We start from the raw sequence: 21,143 nt of genomic DNA on the forward strand, positions 1-21,143 counted from the left end.
TTTGCCAAAACTTAAATAATATTATGCCAGATAAAATGCTCAAATTTGTTAAAATAGGTCAACAAACTCCACCTAAAAGAGAAGTTGATAAGAGAAAGAAAGATTTTAATGAAATTTATGACGAGTATATCAATGAAAAAGCCAAAGAACAGTCAAGTAGGTGTTCGCAATGTGGAGTACCTTTTTGCCAAGTTCATTGTCCTTTAAGTAACAACATACCAGATTGGCTTAAACTGACAGCTGAGGGAAGATTAAAAGAAGCATATGAATTATCCCAAAGCACAAACAATATGCCTGAAGTGTGTGGCCGAATTTGCCCCCAAGATAGATTATGCGAGGGAAATTGTGTAATTGAACAATCTGGTCATGGAACAGTAACTATTGGATCAGTAGAAAAATATATTACAGATAATGCTTGGGCTGAGGGCTGGGTAAAACCAATTAAGGTAACGAATGAAAAAAAACAAAGCGTAGGAATTATAGGAGCAGGTCCTGCTGGTTTAGCTGCTGCAGAACAATTAAGAAAAAATGGATATAAAATTACTGTCTACGATAGATATGATAGAGCAGGAGGATTATTAATTTATGGAATTCCAAATTTTAAATTAGAAAAAGAAGTTGTAGAGCGAAGAACAAAACTCTTAAAGGATGGAGGAATTGAATTTGTTCAAAATTTTGAAGTTGGTAAAGATGCAAGCCTAGATCAATTGAGAAAAAAACACGACGCAATTTTAATTGCAACAGGAGTTTATAAAGCAAGAGAAGTAAACTTACCTGGAAATGATCTTGATAATATTTTTCCTGCAATGGATTTTTTAACAGCATCTAATAAAAAAGGTCTAGGAGATGATGTTGAGTTGTTTGATAAGGGAATTTTAAACGCAGAAGGTAAAGATATTGTTGTAATCGGTGGAGGTGACACAGCAATGGATTGTGTAAGAACTTCTATAAGACAGAAGGCAAAATCTGTTAAATGTTTGTATAGAAGAGATAAAGAAAATATGCCAGGATCTGCTAGAGAAGTTGCAAACGCTGAAGAAGAAGGTGTTGAGTTTGTTTGGTTATCAAGTCCTAAAGAATTTAAAGGTAAAAATAAAGTAGAAAAAATAATTGTAGATCAAATTAAATTAGGTGATCCAGATGAGACAGGAAGAAGAAAGCCACAAGTACAAGAAGGCTCAAGTTACGAAACAAAAGCAGATATGGTTATCAAAGCACTAGGTTTTGACCCTGAGGATTTACCAAATTTATTTGATAGTAGTGAATTACAAGTAACAAAGTGGGGAACTATTAAAACAGATTTTGATACTATGGAAACAAATATAAAAGGGGTGTTTGCTGCTGGTGATATAGTTAGAGGAGCTTCATTAGTTGTTTGGGCGATAAAAGATGGAAGAGATGCAGCAGCTTCAATTAAAACTTATCTAGAGAGCAAATCTAAAGTGGAAAAAAGAGTGGCTTAATGAAAAATTATAAAAAAAACCTTCACCTTTTAAAAGAAAATAATGTTTATTCAGAAGATATGGAGCATGATGCTTGTGGTGTTGGTATAATTGCATCAACTGAAGGTAAAAAATCTCGTAAAGTTGTAGAGTATGGTATTGAAGCATTAAAAGCAGTTTGGCATAGAGGCGCTGTAGATGCCGATGGGAAAACTGGTGATGGAGCTGGGATTCATGTTGAAATACCAAAAGATTTCTTCATTGAAAAGATAGAAGTGACAGGACACACACATGACAATTCTGAAATATGTGTGGGCATGATATTTCTACCTCGGAATGATTACGCAGCACAAGAAAGTTGCAAAACTATTGTTGAAAGTGAATTAACAAAAAATGATTTTAGTATTTATGGCTGGAGACAAGTTCCGGTTAATCCAAAAGTTTTAGGAGAAAAAGCATTCCAAACAATGCCTGAAATTATTCAAGTATTGTTTAAACCTTATGATCCAGAATTAACAAATAAAGATTTAGAAAGAAAAATTTATGAAACTAGAAGAAAGATAGAAAATGAAGCTTTTAAAAAGTCTTTAAACAATTTTTATATTTGTTCATTGAGTTCTAAATCTATCATTTACAAGGGAATGTTTTTAGCTGAAGCTATCTCAGATTTCTACCTTGATCTAAAAGATGAAAGATTTGTTTCAAGGTTTGCTATTTTTCATCAAAGATTTTCAACAAACACAGCACCTAGCTGGAATTTAGCTCAACCCTTTAGAGCTATAGCACATAATGGAGAAATTAATACTTATAGAGGAAATAAAAACTGGATGAAAGTTCATGAACAAGAGATGAACAGTCCCCTTTTCGACGATGTTGAGAACTTAAAACCTGTTATACAACAGGGAGCATCAGACTCTGCTGCATTAGACAATGTTTTTGAATTATTAAATATATCTGGTCAGCCTGCGCCTTTGGCGAAGCTTATGTTAGTTCCAGACGCATGGTCTAAAAAAAATAAAACTCTACCAAAAGATCACCAACAATTATTTAATTTTTTAAACAGTACTATGGAGCCATGGGACGGACCAGCTGCTATTGCTGGAACTGATAATGAGTGGGTTATAGCCGCAAATGATAGAAATGGATTAAGACCTTTAAGATACGCAATTACAAAAGACAAATTATTATTTGCAGGTTCTGAAACAGGAATGATTGAATTAAATGAAAAAAGAATTTTGTCAAAGGGAAGATTGGGTCCTGGGGAAATAATTGGAGTTAGAATAGAAAAAGGTAAAGTATTTACTAATAAGCAAATAAAAGATTATTTAGCCAAAGAGTATAAACACTTTAATTCACAAATTATCGACCTAGATGATAAGTTAACCATTTCAGATGAAAAAAATTCTTTTTCGGGAGATGATTTAAGAAGAAGGCAATATACTTTTGGAATAAGTCTAGAAGATCTTGAGCTCATACTGCATCCTATGGCAGAAGATGCTAAAGAAGCAACTGGATCTATGGGTGACGATACACCATTGGCTGTTTTGTCAGATAGATATAGACCGTTATACCATTTTTTTAGACAGAATTTTAGCCAAGTCACCAACCCACCAATAGACTCTTTAAGAGAAAACAAGGTTATGAGTTTGAAAACAAGATTTGGAAATCTTGGAAATATTTTAAATTTTGATAATTTAACAAAGCAAAATATTTATGTTTTAAATAGTCCAATATTATCAAATTCTCAGTTTGAAAAATTTATAAATTTTTTTGGTAACAATTCATCTATAATTGATTGTACTTTTTCTGAAGAAGAGACTTTGTTTGACTCAATTAAAAAAATTCAAAAAGAAGCTGAAATTGCAGTAAGACAGGGAGTTACTCAATTGATTTTAAGTGACAAAGAGCTTTCTAGCTTAAAACTTCCAATACCAATGCTTTTAGCAGTTGGATCAATTAATTCGTTCCTTATTGAAAAAAAACTAAGAGGATATGTATCAATAAATGTACAATCTGGAGAGGCTTTAGATACACACTCTTTTGCAACCTTAATAGGAGTTGGAGCAACTACTGTAAATCCATATTTAGCATTTGATAGTTTATTTCAGCGTCATCAAAAGAAGTTATTTGGAAAATTTAGCTTTGATGAATGTGTAGAGAGATACATAAAATCAGTAAACGCAGGTTTATTAAAGATCATGTCTAAGATGGGTATCTCAGTTCTAAGTTCTTATAGAGGTGGATGTAACTTTGAAACTGTAGGTTTAAGTAGAACAATTGTTGCAGATTATTTTCCAGGAGTGGTCTCTAAAATTTCAGGTATTGGACTTACGGGTATTGAGAAAAAAATTAGAGAAATTCATAAAGAGGCATTTGAAAGTTCTGAAACCATACTGCCGATAGGCGGTATATATAGATATCGTAAAAATGGTGAAACACATCAATATCAAGGAAAATTAATTCATTTACTTCAAAGTGCAGTAGGATCTAATTCTTATGATGCTTATAAAAGATATGCGGATGGTATTTATAGTTTACCACCAATAAATCTTAGAGACTTAATTGATTTCAGAGAAAAAAAATTAAGTGGGCCAATAGATATTTCTGAGGTTGAGCCAATAGAAAATATTTTAAAGAGATTTGGAAGTGGGAGCATGTCTCATGGAGCTTTATCAAAAGAGGCACATGAAACGTTGGCAACTGGTATGAATAGGATCAAAGGTGCTTCATGTAGCGGAGAGGGCGGTGAAGATGCAAGTAGATTTAAAGTTTTAGATAATGGTGATAGTGCAAACTCAAGAGTTAAACAGATAGCTTCTGCAAGATTTGGAGTTACAGTTAATTATCTTAATAATTGTAATGAGATAGAAATTAAAATTGCACAAGGCGCTAAGCCTGGTGAAGGGGGTCAGTTACCAGGATTTAAGGTTACGGAAGAAATTGCTAAACTTAGACATTCAACTCCTGGAGTAACTTTAATATCACCACCACCACATCATGATATTTATTCAATAGAAGACCTTGCACAACTAATTTATGATTTGAAACAAATAAATCCTAAAGCAAGAATTGGAGTTAAGCTTGTTGCTTCCTCTGGAGTAGGAACAATTGCAGCTGGTGTAGCTAAAGCAAAAGCAGATATAATATTAATTTCTGGACATAATGGTGGAACAGGAGCAACACCACAGACTAGTGTTAAGTATGTTGGAATACCATGGGAAATGGGTTTGACGGAAGCAAACCAAGTATTAACTTTAAATAATCTTAGACATAAAGTTACATTAAGAACAGATGGTGGAATTAAAACAGGAAGAGATGTGGTGATAGCTGCAATGATGGGTGCTGAAGAATATGGTGTTGCTACTACAGCATTAGTTGCAATGGGATGTATAATGGTAAGGCAGTGTCATTCAAATACATGTCCTGTAGGAGTTTGCACTCAAGATGAAAAGCTCAGAGAAAAATTTACTGGAACTCCAGAAAAAGTAGTTAATTTGTTCACATTTATAGCTCGTGAAGTAAGAGAAATATTAGCAAATTTAGGTTTTAAATCATTAAATGAAGTGATTGGTAGGACAGACTTGTTAAAACAGGTTAGTAAGGGTTCTCCAAATTTAGACGATTTAGATTTAAATCCTTTATTTGTCCAAGCTGATACTGGAAATAATCCAAGGTATTGTAAGGATCAAGAAATAAATAGTGTACCAGATACTCTTGACCAACAAATTTGGCCAGAAATTGAACAAGCTTTAGATAATTCTGAAAAAATTGAGAAAGAATATCAAATAAAAAATATTCACAGAGCAGTAGGCACAAGAATTTCTCATCATTTGTATAAAAAATATGGTTATGAAAAACTTGATGAAAACTTTTTAGTTTTAAATTTTAAAGGTTCAGCAGGTCAATCATTTGGAGCATTTTCTTCTAAAGGTTTAAAGCTTGTATTAAAGGGAGATGCAAATGATTATGTTGGTAAAGGTTTGTCAGGAGCTACTATTTCAATTAAATTACCTGAAGAGAGCAATTTAGTTTCAAATGAGAACACAATTTTAGGAAATACTGTTCTTTACGGAGCTACCTCAGGAAAACTTTTTGCTGCTGGCCAAGCTGGTGAAAGATTTTCAGTTAGAAATTCTGGTGCAGTTACAGTTATTGAAGGATGCGATTCTAATGGATGTGAATATATGACTGGTGGAACTGTGGTAATTTTAGGAGATGTTGGTGATAATTTTGCAGCTGGTATGACAGGTGGAATAGCTTTTATATATGACAAATCTCAACAATTTGAAAAGAAAGTAAATATAGAGTCAGTGGTTTGGCAAAATGTAGAGACAGATTATTGGAAAGAATATTTAAAAAATTTAGTTAGGGAGCACTTTAAAGAAACTGAGTCTCAATTATCGAAAAAAATAATTGAGAACTTTGAAGATGAAGTAAATAATTTTGTTCAGGTGTGTCCTAAAGAAATGTTGGATAAGTTAAAAAATCCAATTACTTTAAAAAAAGATATAAAAAAAGTTAGCTAAATTAATAATTTAAGCTCTTTTAAAATTATATTTAACCATTTTTTATTTGATAAACTGTGATCACCTTTTTTTATAATATTTAATTTTTTCTTAGCTTTTGGAAATAATCTTAAAACTTTTCTTGAATATGAGACAGGAACTGCCTCATCTTTTTCACCGTGTACCATTGTCACTTTAATATTTGAATTTATTTTCTTATTTAAGACTTTGTTTTTCCTTCCATCTTTTATTAATTGTAGTGTAATTGGATATTCATAATTGCCATGTTTTAATTGATAAATACCCTTACGTATTGTTTCTTCTTTCATTTTTTTGGTAAATTTTTTCCACATTAAATTTTCTAAAAATTCAGGAGCAGCTCCTATTCCTAAAAATCCTTTAATCTGTTTTTTGAAAATTTTGAATTGATTGAGCGAAATCCATGCGCCCATGCTCGAACCAATTAGCACAAATTCTTTTTTTTTTACGTATTTTCTAATTAAAACTGAAGTCTCTTTACTCCATTTTGAAATATTTCCATTTACAAATTTTCCAGAAGATTTCCCATGACCAGAGTATTCTAGTGCTAAAAAACTTACTTTATTTTTTTTAGCAAATTTCAAAAATGCATTTGGCTTTTTTCCTTCAAGATCTGACATAAAGCCATGCAAAAAAACTATAAAAGAACTATTTTTAAAAATTTTAGAAATATGTCTAATTTTCTTTGTATTTGATATTTGATGAAATCTGAAATTTGCCATAATCGTTTATAAGTTTTATCTATTAATATATAATCATATCAAATGTCATCTGATTTAAAAGTTTTACAAGTAATTCCAAAATTAGGATATGGAGGAGCTGAAACAGGCTGTTATGATATTGCACATTATTTACCAGAAAATAATTGTGAATCATTTATTGTAACAAGTGGTGGTGAATTACTTAAATTTGTAGATAGAAAAAAAGTTAAAATATTTAGACTTCCAGTGCAAAGCAAAAATCCACTACTAATTTTAATTAACGCTTTTATCTTAATTGGAATAATTTTGGTTTATAATATTTCTCTTGTTCACGCAAGAAGTAGAGCACCTGCTTGGTCATGTTTGTTAGCAACAAAAATCACTGGAAGAAAATTTGTAACTACATTTCACGGAACATACAATTTTAAGAATAATATAAAAAAAATCTATAACTCAGTAATGACTAGAGCAGATTTAATTATTGCAGGATCTAATTTTATTTTTTCTCATATTAAGAAAAATTATTCAAAATATTTAGATGAGAAAAAAAAATTAATGGTTATTTTTAGAGGAATAAATGTTGACTACTTTGACCCAACAACCAAAATCGAAATTGATGAAAAAAAATTATTAAAAAAATGGGATATTGAAAAAGATAAAAAAATTATACTTTTACCCGGTAGATTAACTTTTTGGAAAGGACAGGAAGTTTTTATAGAGGCAATTAATTTAGTGAATATACAAATGGGTTATGAAGCATTTTATGCTGTCATTCTAGGTAGTGATCAAGGTAGGGATTTATATAAGAAAAAATTAATAAGACTTTCGGAGCAATACAGGTTGTCTAAACAAATAAGGTTCATAGATCATTGCAAGGATATGGCATTAGCTTATAAAGTTTCTGATATTATTGTTTCAGCCTCAACTGAACCAGAGGCTTTTGGTAGAGTTGCTGTTGAGGCACAATCGATGGAGAAACCAATTATAGCAAGTAACATTGGAGGTTCTAATGAAACAATAATTGATGAAAAAACTGGATTTTTATATGAAGCAGGAAATGTCAAATCATTAAGTAATAAAATATTAAGAACTCTTAACATGGATGAAACTCTTTTAAAATCAATTGGTAATGAAGGAAGAAAAAACATAGTTCAAAAATTTAATGTTGAAAAAATGTGCTTTTCTACTTATTCAGAGTATAAGAGATTATTAAATTAAATGCCGATAATAACATTACCTGACGGAAACAATATTGATTTTCCAAATAAAGTTACTGGACTGGAAGTAGCTGAAAAAATTAGTAAATCATTAGCTAAACAAGCCATGGTTATAAGTGTTGATGGTGAGCTAAAGGATCTTGATTTTCTAATTGAAAATGACTGTTCTGTAAAAATTTTTACTTCAAAAAACCCTGAGGGCTTGGAAACTATAAGGCATGACACAGCTCATATTTTAGCTATGGCTGTTCAAGAATTGTTTCCAGGCACTCAAGTTACAATTGGACCTGTGATAGAAAATGGATTTTATTACGACTTTGCTAGAAAAGAACCATTCACAGAGGATGATTTAGTAAAAATTGAAAATAAAATGAAAGAGATTGTTGACAGGAATGAAATAACAAAAAGAGAAGTTTGGGATAGAAACAAAGCAATTAACCATTTCAAAAAAAAAGGAGAAATTTATAAAGCTGAGTTAATTGAAGCGATACCTGAAAACGAAGATGTATCAATTTATTTTCATGGAGAATGGCATGATTTATGTAGAGGTCCACATCTTTCCTCCACAGGTAAAATCGGAAAATATTTTAAACTTACAAAAGTATCAGGAGCATATTGGAGAGGAGACTCTAATAATGAAATGTTACAACGAATATATGGTACGAGTTGGGCAACTCAAAAAGATTTAGATGAATATTTGAAAAGAATAGAAGAAGCAGAAAAAAGAGATCATAGAAGATTAGGTAGAGAAATGGATTTATTTCATTTTAGAGAAGAAAGCCCTGGCTCAGTATTTTGGCATGAAAGAGGATGGGGTTTATTTCAAAAACTCATTAATTACATGAGAAGCAGACAAGATGCGGCTGGTTATAAAGAGGTAAATACCCCAGAGGTGCTGGATAGACAATTATGGGAAAAATCTGGGCATTGGGAAAAATATGGAGAAAACATGTATACATCTGAAACACCAGATGAGAAAGTTTTTGCAATTAAACCTATGAATTGCCCTGGTCATATTCAGGTATTTAATCAAGGCTTAAAAAGTTACAGAGATCTTCCTTTGCGTTTTGCTGAATTTGGGAAAGTTCATCGTTATGAGCCATCAGGCGCTTTACATGGTTTATTAAGAGTAAGAGCTTTTACTCAAGATGATGCCCATATTTTTTGTACTGAAGATCAAATTACTAGTGAATGTTTAATTGTTACAAATTTAATACTAGATATTTATAAAGACCTTGGTTTTGAAAATGTAATTCTAAAATATGCAGATAGGCCAGAAGTAAGAGTTGGTGATGATTTAGTATGGGATAAAGCAGAAGCTTCTTTGCTTGAAGCTGTTAAAGCCTCTAAATTAGAATATACTATTAATAAGGGTGAGGGAGCATTTTATGGCCCTAAAATTGAATTTGTTTTACGAGATGCTATTGGAAGAGATTGGCAATGTGGAACCTTACAAGTAGATTTAAATCTACCTGGAAGATTAGATGCTTCTTACGTTGACAAAGATGGAACTAAAAAAGTTCCTGTTATGTTGCACAGAGCATTATTTGGTTCTCTAGAGAGATTTATTGGGATTTTAATAGAAAACTATGCAGGCAAGTTTCCATTTTGGATATCTCCTTTACAGACTATGGTAATACCTATTTCAGAAGAATTTAATGACTATGCAGTCGAGGTATCAAATAAAATTAAAAATTCAGGTATAAGTTCTGCAGTAGATTTAAAAAATCATAATTTAAATTATAAAATAAGAGATCATTCTTTAGCAAAAATACCGCTTTTATTAATTTGTGGTAAAAAAGAAGTTGACTCCAATTCAGTAACGATTAGAAGATTAGACTCTAATAAACAAGAAAATATGGGTATAGATCAATTCTTAAAAACATTCTCTGCTTTAAATAAGGCATCCTCAAACTAAGTGGCAGACATTAAACAAAATTATTTTCAAAGAAGATCCAAGGACAGAGGTCCAAGGTCTAATAATAGAATTTCTTCTCCTGATGTACAAGTTATTGCAAGTGATGGAGAAAATCTTGGAGTGATGAATACCAATGAAGCTATTTCCATGGCAAAAAATCAAGGTTTAGATTTAATCGAAATAGCACCTAATGCAAATCCTCCTGTATGTAAAATAATGGATATGGGTAAATATAAGTATGATGCTCAGAAAAAAGCAAATCTTGCAAAGAAAAAACAAAAAATTGTTTCTCTAAAAGAAATTAAAATGAGACCTGTTACTGAAACTCATGATTATGAGTTTAAAGTCAAAAATGCTAAAAAATTCATAGCAAAAGGAGATAAGGTCAAATTCACTATAAGATTTAAAGGTAGAGAACTTCAGCACTCACATCTAGGAAATGAACTAATGGGCAAAATTAAAGAAGATATGAAGGATATCGGTAAGGTAGAATTGCATCCCAAGTTTGACGGGAAGCAAATGATTATGGTAATTCAGCCTTTATAAGCCTTAATAGAGGTTGTAAAATTATATCTTTCTTTGTATAAGTCCGCTGAATTATGCCAAAACTCAAAACAAAAAGCTCAGCAAAAAAAAGATTTAAAATATCTGCCAAGGGCAAAGTTATTTCTGCTCAAGCAGGTAAAAGACACGGTATGATTAAAAGAACGAACTCACAAATAAGAAAACTAAGAGGCACTACGACATTGTCCAAACAAGATGGAAAAATTGTTAAGTCATACATGCCTTACAGTCTAAGAGGTTAATAATGGCAAGAGTTAAAAGAGGTGTAACTAGTAAAGCTAAACATAAAAAAGTTTTAAAAGCTGTAAAGGGTCAATGGGGTAGAAGAAAAAATACCATTAGAGCAGCTAAGCAAGCTATGGAAAAATCTATGCAATACGCTTACAGAGATAGAAGAAATAAAAAAAGAGATTTTAAATCATTGTGGATACAGAGAATCAATGCAGGAGTAAGAGCTGAAGGCTTAACTTATTCAAAATTTATCAATGGATTAAATAAATGTGGTATTGCAATAGATAGAAAAATTCTTGCTGAAATTGCCTTCGATAGCCCAGAAGCATTCAAAACAATTGTACAAAAAGCTCAATCAGCTTTAAATTAATCTTCGCTATTGTTTTTATTTCTTAAGGAAATAATCTACTAATATGTCAGAGATAAAAAATATTAGAGATCAGTTTATATCAAAGCTAGAAAATGATTTAAGTATTGATCAAATAAATGAAATCAAAACCGAGCTCTTTGGTAAAAATGGTTTAATTTCATCAAAATTTAAAACTATAGGGTCAATTCCAGAGACTGATAGAAAAAAATTTGCATCAGATTTAAATCAAGCTAAAGACGAACTTCAGAATTTGATAATTTCTAAAATTAGTGAGATAGAAGGAAAAAAAATAAACGAAAAATTAGAAAAAGAAAAAGTTGATATAACTTTACCTGAAAGACCATTCGTTAGAGGAAAAGTTCATCCAGTATCACAAACTATTGATGAAATTTCTTCTATTTTCTCTGAAATAGGATTTAGTGTTGAGGAAGGCCCTGATGTTGAAAATGAATATAATAACTTTACTGCTTTAAACACACCTGACAATCATCCAGCAAGAGATATGCATGATACTTTTTACTTAGATGAAAACAAAGAGGTTTTGTTACGAACCCATACTTCACCAGTTCAAATCAGAACTATGTTAAAAGATAATCCCCCATTTAAGATCATTGCTCCAGGAAGAACTTATAGATCTGATAGTGATCAAACACACGCACCAATGTTTCATCAAGTAGAAGGTTTACATATTGACACAAACATTAATATGGGGCATTTGAAAGGATGCTTGAATTATTTCATTAAAGAATTTTTTGAAGTTGAAAAAATTAAAATGAGATTTAGACCAAGTCATTTTCCATTCACAGAACCATCAGCTGAAGTTGATATTGGTTATGAAATAAAAGATGGTAAAATTATTATTGGAGAAGGAGATAAGTGGCTTGAAATTTTAGGCTGTGGCATGGTGCATCCTAATGTTTTAAAAAATGTAAAAGTAGATCCTTCAAAATATCAAGGATATGCCTTTGGTATAGGTATAGATCGATTAGCAATGCTTAAATATGGCATTAATGATTTAAGAGCGTTTTTTGATTGTGACTACAGATGGCTAAATCATTTTGGTTTTGATCCGCTTGATGTTCCTTCAAATTATAGAGGTCTAAGCAGATGAAGATTACATATGATTGGTTAAAAGATCATTTAAAAACAAGTGCTAAAGAAGATAAACTTCTTGAGAAACTAACAGACATAGGTCTTGAGGTTGAGAGTATAGAAAATTTATCTGAGGGATTAGATTTATTTAAGGTTGCGAAAATTATAAAAACAGAAAAGCATCCTAATGCAGACAGACTTAAAGTTTGTGATGTTGATGTTGGTAATAAAGAAATCAAAAAAGTTGTTTGTGGTGCTGCAAATGCAAGAGAGGGCCTCCTTACTGTATATGCCCCACCAGGCGCAATAATCCCAAAAAATAAAAGTAAGCTTGTTGTTGCTAAAATAAGAGATGTTACATCTTATGGAATGCTCTGTTCCGAGTCTGAATTAAATTTATCAGATGAAAGTGATGGGATTACTGAGCTGTCGTCGTCTAAATATTACAAAAATATTGGAAAAAGTTATTTTTCTAAAGCAAATTCTAATCTTATCGATTTATCTATTACGCCAAATAGACCAGACTGTCTTGGTGTTAGGGGTATAGCAAGAGATTTATCAGCAGCAGGTTTTGGAAACTTAAAACCAGAAAAAGATAAAAAAATTAAATCTAATAAAAAACAGACTTTAAAAGTAAAAATAACAAAAGAAAAAAGTCAAGGCTGTTTATCTTTTGGTAGCTGCTTAATAACAAACGTCAAAAACACAGAAAGTCCTCAATGGTTGAAAGATAAATTAATCTCTATAGGCCAAAAACCAATATCTGCAATTGTAGATATAACTAATTATATCATGATTGATATTAATCGTCCTATGCACGCATACGATGCTGACAAAATTGATAAGGGAATAATCGTTAGAAATTCAAAATCAGGAGAAGAATTTACTGCTCTAGATAATAAAAATTATAAACTAGATGATGGAATGTGTGTAATAAGTGACAACAAAGGTGTCTTAGGTCTAGGTGGAATAATTGGAGGAACAAGATCTGGTACAGAGTTAGATACAAAAAATGTTTTATTAGAGTCGGCTTATTTTGATCCGAGATCAATTAGAAAAACTGCTAAAAATTTGAATATTGATACAGATGCTAAATTTAGATTTGAAAGAGGTATTGATCAGTTATCAATTGAAAATGGATTAAATAAAGCAGCTATTTTAATAAAGGAAATTTGTGGTGGTGAAATTAGTAAAATAGATATTCAAAAAATAGAATCTTACAAAAACAAAGTAATAAAATTTGAACCAAAAACATTTGAAAAAATAACTGGTTTTAAAATTTCAACCAAAGAAATGATAAACATTTTAGAAAAACTTGGTTTTAAATTAAAAAAAGAAAAAAAATTCTTTAAATTATCAGTTCCATCTTGGAGACCAGATATTGTTCAAGAAATTGATATAGTTGAGGAACTTGTAAGAATTAGTGGTTATGAAAAAATAAAAATAGAAAACCCTATTAAAGAAAGATCAAAAAACACTTTAAATCCAACTCAAAAGTTATTTCATTTTCTTCAAAGGGCAGTAGCATCCAAAGGGTATTTGGAAGCAATTACTTGGTCTTTTTCAGATTCAAAATATAACGATCACTTTAAAGAAGGCAATAAAGAAATAAAAATTGTAAATCCAATTAGCTCTGAATTGGGAGTATTAAGAAATTCTATTTTTTCAAATCTAGTAATGTACATGAGCAAAAACTTAGATAGAGGAATTAAAGATTTATCAATATTTGAAATAGGACCAATATTTTATGGCCCACAACCTGGAGCTCAGAATACGGTCGTTTGTGGGTTGTCGGCTGGGAAAAAATCTAGACTTTCATGGATTGAAAAAGAGAGAAATGTAGATGTTTTTGATATCAAAAGAGATGTTACCCAAACTTTAGTTGAAGCAGGTTATGACTCAGAGAAATTTTATATTGATGATGAAAGCCCTAGTTATTATCATCCAGGAAAATCAGGCAGAATATTTTTAAATAAGGGAAAAGATAATGTTGCTGCTTATTTTGGTGAAATTCATCCAAACATCATTAAAACGCTAGATATTAAAACAGACTCTTTAGTAGGTTTCGAAATATTTTTAGATAATTTAAAATTACCAAAAAAACCTTTAAAAGACCAAAAAACAAAATATTCGGTATCAGATTTTCAAAAATCTGAGAGAGATTTTGCATTTATTGTTGATAGAAAAATAAAAGTACAAGATTTAATAAGTGTAATATCTAGTATTGATAAAAATTTAATCTCAAACATTAAAGTATTTGATGTTTATGAAGGAGAAAATATTCCTGAAAATCAAAAATCAATTGCTATCAGTGTAACAATTCAGTCTTCAGAAAAAACTCTGACGGATAATGATTTGGAAAAAATTAATAATTTAATAATAGAAACAGTTGAAAATAAAACTGGTGCTAAAATTCGTTCCTAAAATAAATTAATGAGTTCAATTGATAATATAAGAAATTTCGCAATTATTGCACATATAGATCACGGAAAATCTACTATTGCTGATCGGATTATTCATAGTTGTGGTGGATTAACTGAAAGAGAAATGAAAGCTCAAGTTTTAGATTCTATGGATATTGAACGTGAAAGAGGTATCACAATTAAAGCTCAAACAGTTAAATTAAATTACAAAGCTAAAAATGGAAAAAATTATATTTTGAATATTATTGATACTCCAGGCCATGTTGATTTTAGTTATGAAGTTAGCAGATCTTTATATGCATGCGAAGGTTCAATTTTAATTGTAGATAGTACACAAGGGGTAGAAGCTCAAACATTAGCAAATGTTTATCAAGCTTTAGATACTAATCATGAGATTGTACCAGTTTTAAACAAGGTAGACTTATCTGCATCAGATTTAGATAGAACAAAAAAACAAATTGAGGAAGTTATAGGAATTGATACTGAAAATGCAATCCCATGTTCAGGTAAAACTGGAGAAGGAATAGAAGATATTTTAGAGCAAATTATTACAACATTGCCAGCTCCAAAAGGAGAAAGTTCCGCAGTTCTAAAATGTTTATTGGTTGATAGTTGGTATGATACATATCTAGGTGTTGTGATTTTAGTCAGAGTGATAGATGGCAACCTTTCAAAACATATGAAAATAAAAATGATGTCTACCAATCAGGAGTATATTGTTGAAAAAGTTGGAGTTTTTACACCAAAACCAGTAGACATAAATGAGCTTAAAACAGGTGAAATTGGATTTATTACAACAGGAATTAAAGTTTTATCTGAAACAAAAGTTGGAGATACGATTTGTGATGCTTCAAAACCTTTAAAAGATGCCTTGCCAGGATTTAAACCAAGTAAGCCGGTAGTGTTCTGTGGGTTATTTCCAGTAGATAGTTCTGAGTTTCAAAAACTTAAAGATGGTTTAGCTAAATTACAATTGAATGATGCAAGTTTTTCTTTTGAGCCAGAGTCATCATCTGCTTTGGGTTTAGGTTTTAGATGTGGATTTTTAGGATTACTTCATTTGGAAATAGTGACTGAAAGATTAGAAAGGGAATTTGATGTTAATTTATTAACCACTACACCTGGAGTTGTTTATAAAGTTCACCTCAACAAAGGAAATATAATTGATCTTCAAAATCCATCAAGTTTACCTGATCCAACATTAATTAAATATATTGAAGAGCCATGGATAAAAGCAACAATCATTACTCCTGATCAATATTTAGGTTCTATAATAAAAATGTGTCAGGATAAAAGAGGAATTCAGACTAATTTAAGTTATTCAGGTAATAGAGCTGTTGTAAATTATGAGTTGCCTTTGAATGAGGTTGTTTTTGACTTTAATGATAGACTAAAATCAATGACTAGTGGATATGCAAGTTTTGATTATGAAATAATTGAACATAGAGAAGGTGATTTAGTAAAACTCGGAATATTAGTAAATGGTGAACCTGTTGACGCTTTAGCTATGATGATACATAAAGATTTTGCTCAAAAAACTGGAAGAGAAGTTTGTGAAAAATTAAAAGATTTAATACCAAGACATAATTTTATGATTCCACTACAAGCCGCAATTGGAGGCAAAATTATTGCAAGAGAGACAATTAAGGGATTTAAAAAAGATGTATTAACTAAAATTCACGGGGGTGGAGCAACAGATAGAAAAAGGAAACTTTTAGAAAAACAAAAAAAAGGAAAAGCTAGATCAAAACAATTTGGAAGAGTTGAGATACCACAAGAAGCATTTATTGGTGTTTTAAAAATTAGTAAAGAAAAGTAATGAGGATATTTGATTGTTTTTTATATAATAATGAAGATCTGATTTTAGATATAAGACTTAATTCATTAGACCAACATATTTATAAATTTGTAATTGTTGAATCTAAGTTTGATCATCAAGGGAATGAAAAAAAAATTAATTTTAAAATAGATAACTTTCAAAAATTTAAAGACAAAATTATTTACTTAATAATTGAAAAATTTCCAAAAAACTTATCCAATTGGGGAAGAGAAAATTATCAGCGTGAATTTATTTTGAACGGACTAGTTAATGCAAAAGATGATGATTATGTAATGATTTCTGACATAGATGAAATACCCAACGTATCAAATCTAAACTCGATTGAAAATTATAAATTCTCTGTTTTTGAGCAAAAAATGTTTTACTATAAAATTAATCTTCAGAATATGACTGAACCTTTGTGGTATGGAAGTAGAATTTGTAAAAAAAAATATTTAAAATCACCACAATGGCTGAGAGATCAAAAAGTTAAAAAAGTCCCTTTTTGGAAATTTTATAAAGTTACTTGGAATGTTATTAAGAATGGTGGATGGCATTTTTCATTTTTAATGAATCCAAATCAAATTAAATTGAAACTTAATTCTTATGCGCATGCAGAATACAACAATAGTATTTACAACACATTTGAAAAAATTAATAATGCGATTAATTCTAAAGTTGACTTATTTAATAGAGATATAATATTTGAGAAAATTCCATTTGATGAATCATTTCCTAACTATATTTATTTAAATCAAGAAAAATTTAAAGATTGGATAATATAATTAATTTGTTTGGAGAGGTGGCCGAGTGGTTGATGGCGCACGCTTGGAAAGCGTGTAAAGGGGAAACTCTTTCATGGGTTCGAATCCCATCCTCTCCGCCATAATTTTATATTAAAATAAAAAAACTTCTATTTACCAATATCTTTCCTAAGGATTATAATGAAATTTATGAAAACAAAAATAATAGCTGTAAATATTTTTTTGTTTACATTCTTATATTTAATTTCTGATGTGATTTTTAGTAGATTTATTTTTAAACAGAGTGTTGATCACAAGTGCTATGAGCATACTTATGATGGAAGATTTTATAAAATGAAAAATAGTTGTTTTGCTAATATGAGATTAATTTCTAGTATTGATTCTTTTGAGGTTTACACAGATGAAAATGGGTTTAGATATTCTGGAAAAAAAAGGTTACCCAAAAATGAAAATATAATTTTTCTAGGCGATTCCCAAACGTTTGGGGTAGGATCAAATTGGGAAGATACTTTCGTAGGCATATTAGAGGAAAGATTTCAAAAATATAATATTTTTAATCTTGGTGTTCCTTCATATTCACCATCAGTATATAATTACTTATTAAATAGGTTTTCAGAAAAAAAATTAAATATAAATAAAATTTTTGTGTTAATTGATTTGACAGATGTTGGAGACGAAGCAAACAGATGGGAAATTGTTAATGATAAACCATATCTTAAAAATGAAAAAATTTTCTATAAAAAAAATAAAGGTTTTTCCAAATTTAAAAAAGAAAATTTGAAAGGTATTTATTTAATTTCATCAAAAGTTAGATCTTATTTAAGAAAAGTTAAAAATACCAAAATTAAAGAAAATAATGAGAAAAAATATAAACCAGTAAACGGAAACCCTACTGGAGGTTTTATTTATACAAATCACCAAGTTTTAACTGGATGCAATAAAGAAGAAAAAAAAACTAAATGGTGGAATTGTGGACAAATACAAAAAGGTTTATCTGATATTGAGAATAATATTGTTAAACTTGGAGAAAAAGCCACAGATCTTAATTCAGAATTTTATATAATCATAATGCCGTGGCCAGATACATTAAATTTTGGTCAGACACAATTTAATTGGGAGAAATTTGCACTTAATTTATGTGTTAAATCTAACTGTAATAAGTTGATAAATGTATTTCCTGAATTTAGAAAAATAAAAAAAGAAAAAAAAAATTGGTTAAATTATTTATATCTACCACATGATATTCACTTAACAATTGAGGGAAATACAATTATAGCTGATGAGATTACAAATAATATCTCTTTTAATTAAAAGTTAAATTTTTAATCCTCAAAATTTAATTTTACATCTGGAAATCTTTCATCAGCAGGTTGATCAAGAATGTGAGGAATTCTAGGTTTATTTGATTTAATTGCAGTTGATCTTGTAAAAGTCATCTCAATTTGGATTGGATCTTTATTTTTATCTAGATAATCTTCGCCACCTGGATTTTGTCCATGTATATGGCAGACATTAAGTTTGAAATTTTTAATAAAATTAACAATTTTTTCTCTGTGTATATCAATATCATGGAATTCGATTACTAATCCCGAAATTAAATTTTGATAATTTATAATTTCATCAAGTATTCTATATTCTGAACCTTCAATATCAATTTTGAAAAAAATATTTGATGAATTTATATTTTTGATAATTTCACTCAAATTTGTTTTATTTGTTCCTATCCCTATTGCGGATCTAATATGTCTTTTTTTATCAATAAAAAATTTTTTATAATCTTGATGAATAAATAAATTTTCTAAACGCTCTTTTAGTAAATTTGGATTTAAAATGTTTTCCAATTTTAATAAATAAAAAATATTTTTCCTTGAGAATTTTTTTAACAATGAATATTTAATAGTATGATCATAGCAGTCTATTGGGCATTTATTCAGATTATAAAAATGTTTCTCGAAAGACCAATTTAATCCTAATCCAAAACTAATTAAATATTCTGTTTCAAAAAGTGATTTTTTTTCTACCAAATACCCACCATCATTGTTTGAACCTATTCGAATAAGCTCATATTCATTATTTGGTTTAAATATTTTTGGTAGCATATATAAATTGAGGATATTATTGAATTATCACAAAAAAAACATGAATAAAATCAATATTTATTGTTTATCTTTATTTAAATCAGATTACAAAAATATAATTGATAAAAATTATATACCGGTTGGATTAGGCAACGACAATTTTGTTGAAGGATGGTTGACTGATAAAAAAGGCGATAACATTTGCCAAAAGAATCCTTATTATGGAGAATATACTTTTCATTATAATTTATGGAAGAATAATATAATTGATAAAAATTATAACGGCTGGATAGGTTTTTGCACTTATAGAAGATTTTGGGCACAAGATAAAAGGAAAAGTGATTTTAATTTATTAGATGAGAATTTTTTAAGAAGAGTCCCAGACGAGTGGAAAAATTATGATTCTGTACTAGTTGAGCCTATTTTTACAAATAAAACAAAATTAAGTAAAATTCTCAAACATGGAAAAAAAAATTTGATTAAAAACCCTTTCCTTTTTTTAAATAAAGAAAACATTACAATCAAAATTCATTTTGATATGTATCATGGCTATGGAAATCTTGATAAAGCAATAGATCAATTATCTAACAAAGATAAAGAAAAATTTAGAAAATTTGTTAATACAGAAACCTGTTTTAATCCGTACAACATGTTTATTTGTAAAAATAAAAAAGTGTTATTTGATTATTATAATGACGTTTTTTCATGGTTAGAAAAATGTGAAAAAATTTTTGGTTTTGATCTGGGCGAAGGTTATGGTCAAAAAAGAATTTATGGATTTTTAGCAGAGAGATTCTTATCTTATTGGTTTAAAACATATGCAAATCCTATAAATTGGCCAATATATTTTAAAGATAGAAATCTTTAAGTAACTAATTTTTTAAGCTTATATAATGGAATTTCCAAATTATTATTTTGGTTCTTTTTATCTTTTCCTATTCTATTACCCAGTATTGATTTATAATTTAATCCTAAGTCCTTGCTTATTTTATTAAATATTTTTGCTGTGTTTTTATCTTTAAATTCAACAACTTTAGTATTTTTTTTGCAAAAAATTAAATTAGTAAAACCAGCGCCATGATTACCAACAATAATTTTTGCCGAATTAAATATTCCGATTTGTTCAATAAAAGAAAAATTAGATAATTTTAAAATTTTAAATTTTTTTTCAGTTAACAATTTTTTAATTTTATCTTCATTAACTATTCTTCTATTATTAAATAAAGAGTCTGACCTATCAATATAGATTTTTTTATAAAATTTTTTTTTTGATTTAAATTTTAAAAACCTTTTTCTCAACCACCATGTTATCCAACTTGGTACATTTTCAATATCTTTGTGAGCAGATTTTGAAAATTGCCATGGATGATTTGTAGCAACAACATTATTTGCAAAAATATGTTTAAATTTTTTACTTGAAATACTTTTTTTTTCTATTCCTAAAAGTTTAAGCGTTTCTCTTTGAAATTTATATTTTTTGTCTGGGACTAAAAAAAAATTAAAATCATTCAGTCTCATATTTTTTTCCAAGATACCAATTCTCGAGATAGAGTCATATAACCAGTGCCAGTAATTATTATTACCAGCCCCTCCTGTAAGGAGGCTTAAAATTGAACCATTAAACTTTTTAAGGATTTTTGGTGTACCTTTGCTTAAAACTAAATTTTTTTTAATACTTGCATTTACATTTTTTCTTATTTGGAAAGATATATCTTTAATTATTTTATTGTCTTTTAAATAAGCTGTATCATGTATGGTGGTTGTATATATTCTACAACTTGGTATTTTATAAATTATATATTGTTTATTTAATTTAAATATCCTTTTTAAAATAAAATTTTTTGAATTGTGATGCACAAATCTAATGTTTCCATAAATTAATTTAAAATATTGACTAACAATTGATTTATAAAGTTTTTTCAAAATATGTATTATTAAATTAGGTTTTTAATTTATTTAAATTACATCAAATATTTTAAA

Annotated in this window: 16 protein-coding genes and 1 tRNA gene; 14 read left to right on the forward strand and 3 right to left on the reverse strand. The window is 29.2% G+C overall.

What is annotated here, in order from left to right:
• Positions 1 to 23 precede the first annotated feature (23 nt).
• Entirely contained in the window at positions 24 to 1,463 is a 1,440-nt protein-coding gene (locus ACTT9R_RS03070) for an NAD(P)-dependent oxidoreductase (RefSeq protein ID WP_440926594.1), read from the forward strand.
• Complete coding sequence (gene gltB, locus ACTT9R_RS03075; RefSeq protein WP_440926595.1) at positions 1,463 to 5,968, forward strand: glutamate synthase large subunit; 4,506 nt, start codon at positions 1,463 to 1,465, stop codon at positions 5,966 to 5,968. The genes ACTT9R_RS03070 and gltB overlap by 1 nt, the downstream gene beginning before the upstream one ends.
• Here the strand turns inward: gltB and ACTT9R_RS03080 are convergent.
• On the reverse strand, positions 5,965 to 6,708 hold the full coding sequence (locus ACTT9R_RS03080) for a serine aminopeptidase domain-containing protein (protein WP_440926596.1): 744 nt from the start codon (positions 6,706 to 6,708) through the stop codon (positions 5,965 to 5,967). The genes gltB and ACTT9R_RS03080 overlap by 4 nt on opposite strands.
• A 42-nt stretch (positions 6,709 to 6,750) precedes the next feature.
• On the opposite strand from ACTT9R_RS03080, the gene ACTT9R_RS03085 reads away from it, so the two are divergent.
• The 11 genes from ACTT9R_RS03085 to ACTT9R_RS03135 all read left to right on the forward strand — a co-directional run bounded on the left by ACTT9R_RS03085 (position 6,751) and on the right by ACTT9R_RS03135 (position 18,396).
• Positions 6,751 to 7,905, forward strand: coding sequence for a glycosyltransferase family 4 protein (locus tag ACTT9R_RS03085; protein ID WP_440926597.1), 1,155 nt, complete (start codon positions 6,751 to 6,753; stop codon positions 7,903 to 7,905).
• Complete coding sequence (thrS, locus tag ACTT9R_RS03090) at positions 7,906 to 9,822, forward strand: threonine--tRNA ligase (protein WP_440926598.1); 1,917 nt, start codon at positions 7,906 to 7,908, stop codon at positions 9,820 to 9,822.
• Entirely contained in the window at positions 9,823 to 10,368 is a 546-nt protein-coding gene (infC, locus tag ACTT9R_RS03095) for a translation initiation factor IF-3 (protein ID WP_440926599.1), read from the forward strand. It abuts the gene before it with no gap.
• A 53-nt stretch (positions 10,369 to 10,421) separates the two neighbouring features.
• Positions 10,422 to 10,628: a 50S ribosomal protein L35 gene (gene rpmI / locus ACTT9R_RS03100; protein ID WP_023854436.1), complete on the forward strand. Its 207-nt coding sequence runs from the start codon at positions 10,422 to 10,424 to the stop codon at positions 10,626 to 10,628.
• A gap of 2 nt (positions 10,629 to 10,630) precedes the next feature.
• Positions 10,631 to 10,987, forward strand: coding sequence for a 50S ribosomal protein L20 (gene rplT / locus ACTT9R_RS03105; protein ID WP_440926600.1), 357 nt, complete (start codon positions 10,631 to 10,633; stop codon positions 10,985 to 10,987).
• Between the two features lie 43 nt (positions 10,988 to 11,030).
• The gene (gene pheS / locus ACTT9R_RS03110) at positions 11,031 to 12,098 is read left to right on the forward strand and encodes a phenylalanine--tRNA ligase subunit alpha (RefSeq protein WP_440926601.1); all 1,068 of its coding nucleotides are present in this window, start codon (positions 11,031 to 11,033) and stop codon (positions 12,096 to 12,098) included.
• Positions 12,095 to 14,503: a phenylalanine--tRNA ligase subunit beta gene (gene pheT / locus ACTT9R_RS03115; protein WP_440926602.1), complete on the forward strand. Its 2,409-nt coding sequence runs from the start codon at positions 12,095 to 12,097 to the stop codon at positions 14,501 to 14,503. Before pheS ends, pheT begins: the two co-directional genes overlap by 4 nt.
• Positions 14,504 to 14,512: 9 nt before the next feature.
• On the forward strand, positions 14,513 to 16,321 hold the full coding sequence (lepA, locus tag ACTT9R_RS03120; protein WP_440926603.1) for a translation elongation factor 4: 1,809 nt from the start codon (positions 14,513 to 14,515) through the stop codon (positions 16,319 to 16,321).
• Entirely contained in the window at positions 16,321 to 17,106 is a 786-nt protein-coding gene (locus tag ACTT9R_RS03125; RefSeq protein WP_440926604.1) for a glycosyl transferase family 17, read from the forward strand. Before lepA ends, ACTT9R_RS03125 begins: the two co-directional genes overlap by 1 nt.
• 11 nt (positions 17,107 to 17,117) lie before the next feature.
• Positions 17,118 to 17,207: transfer RNA gene (locus ACTT9R_RS03130), tRNA-Ser, on the forward strand.
• Between the two features lie 67 nt (positions 17,208 to 17,274).
• Positions 17,275 to 18,396, forward strand: a complete 1,122-nt coding sequence (locus tag ACTT9R_RS03135) for a hypothetical protein (protein ID WP_440926605.1) — start codon at positions 17,275 to 17,277, stop codon at positions 18,394 to 18,396.
• A gap of 11 nt (positions 18,397 to 18,407) precedes the next feature.
• On the opposite strand, the gene ACTT9R_RS03140 is transcribed toward ACTT9R_RS03135, so the two are convergent.
• A complete protein-coding gene (locus ACTT9R_RS03140) occupies positions 18,408 to 19,184 on the reverse strand; it encodes a hypothetical protein (RefSeq protein ID WP_440926606.1) in 777 nt (258 codons plus the stop codon).
• Between the two features lie 40 nt (positions 19,185 to 19,224).
• On the opposite strand from ACTT9R_RS03140, the gene ACTT9R_RS03145 reads away from it, so the two are divergent.
• Positions 19,225 to 20,031 (forward strand): DUF4422 domain-containing protein, encoded by an 807-nt coding sequence (locus tag ACTT9R_RS03145; protein ID WP_440926607.1) that lies wholly within the window; start codon positions 19,225 to 19,227, stop codon positions 20,029 to 20,031.
• On the opposite strand, the gene ACTT9R_RS03150 is transcribed toward ACTT9R_RS03145, so the two are convergent.
• On the reverse strand, positions 20,028 to 21,086 hold the full coding sequence (locus tag ACTT9R_RS03150; protein WP_440926608.1) for a glycosyltransferase family 61 protein: 1,059 nt from the start codon (positions 21,084 to 21,086) through the stop codon (positions 20,028 to 20,030). The genes ACTT9R_RS03145 and ACTT9R_RS03150 overlap by 4 nt on opposite strands.
• Positions 21,087 to 21,143: the final 57 nt, after the last annotated feature.

It is taken from the genome of Candidatus Pelagibacter sp. (assembly GCF_052049835.1).
In the GTDB taxonomy this organism is placed as follows: Bacteria; Pseudomonadota; Alphaproteobacteria; order Pelagibacterales; family Pelagibacteraceae; genus Pelagibacter.

Excerpts from the sequence above, each read along its gene's own strand:
- ACTT9R_RS03070 (WP_440926594.1), top strand. The coding sequence starts at position 24 with ATGCCAGATAAAATGCTCAAATTTGTTAAAATAGGTCAACAAACTCCA.
- gltB (WP_440926595.1), top strand. The coding sequence starts at position 1,463 with ATGAAAAATTATAAAAAAAACCTTCACCTTTTAAAAGAAAATAATGTT.
- ACTT9R_RS03080 (WP_440926596.1), bottom strand. The coding sequence starts at position 6,708 with ATGGCAAATTTCAGATTTCATCAAATATCAAATACAAAGAAAATTAGA.
- ACTT9R_RS03085 (WP_440926597.1), top strand. The coding sequence starts at position 6,751 with ATGTCATCTGATTTAAAAGTTTTACAAGTAATTCCAAAATTAGGATAT.
- thrS (WP_440926598.1), top strand. The coding sequence starts at position 7,906 with ATGCCGATAATAACATTACCTGACGGAAACAATATTGATTTTCCAAAT.
- rpmI (WP_023854436.1), top strand. The coding sequence starts at position 10,422 with ATGCCAAAACTCAAAACAAAAAGCTCAGCAAAAAAAAGATTTAAAATA.
- rplT (WP_440926600.1), top strand. The coding sequence starts at position 10,631 with ATGGCAAGAGTTAAAAGAGGTGTAACTAGTAAAGCTAAACATAAAAAA.
- pheS (WP_440926601.1), top strand. The coding sequence starts at position 11,031 with ATGTCAGAGATAAAAAATATTAGAGATCAGTTTATATCAAAGCTAGAA.
- pheT (WP_440926602.1), top strand. The coding sequence starts at position 12,095 with ATGAAGATTACATATGATTGGTTAAAAGATCATTTAAAAACAAGTGCT.
- lepA (WP_440926603.1), top strand. The coding sequence starts at position 14,513 with ATGAGTTCAATTGATAATATAAGAAATTTCGCAATTATTGCACATATA.
- ACTT9R_RS03125 (WP_440926604.1), top strand. The coding sequence starts at position 16,321 with ATGAGGATATTTGATTGTTTTTTATATAATAATGAAGATCTGATTTTA.
- ACTT9R_RS03135 (WP_440926605.1), top strand. The coding sequence starts at position 17,275 with ATGAAAACAAAAATAATAGCTGTAAATATTTTTTTGTTTACATTCTTA.
- ACTT9R_RS03140 (WP_440926606.1), bottom strand. The coding sequence starts at position 19,184 with ATGCTACCAAAAATATTTAAACCAAATAATGAATATGAGCTTATTCGA.
- ACTT9R_RS03145 (WP_440926607.1), top strand. The coding sequence starts at position 19,225 with ATGAATAAAATCAATATTTATTGTTTATCTTTATTTAAATCAGATTAC.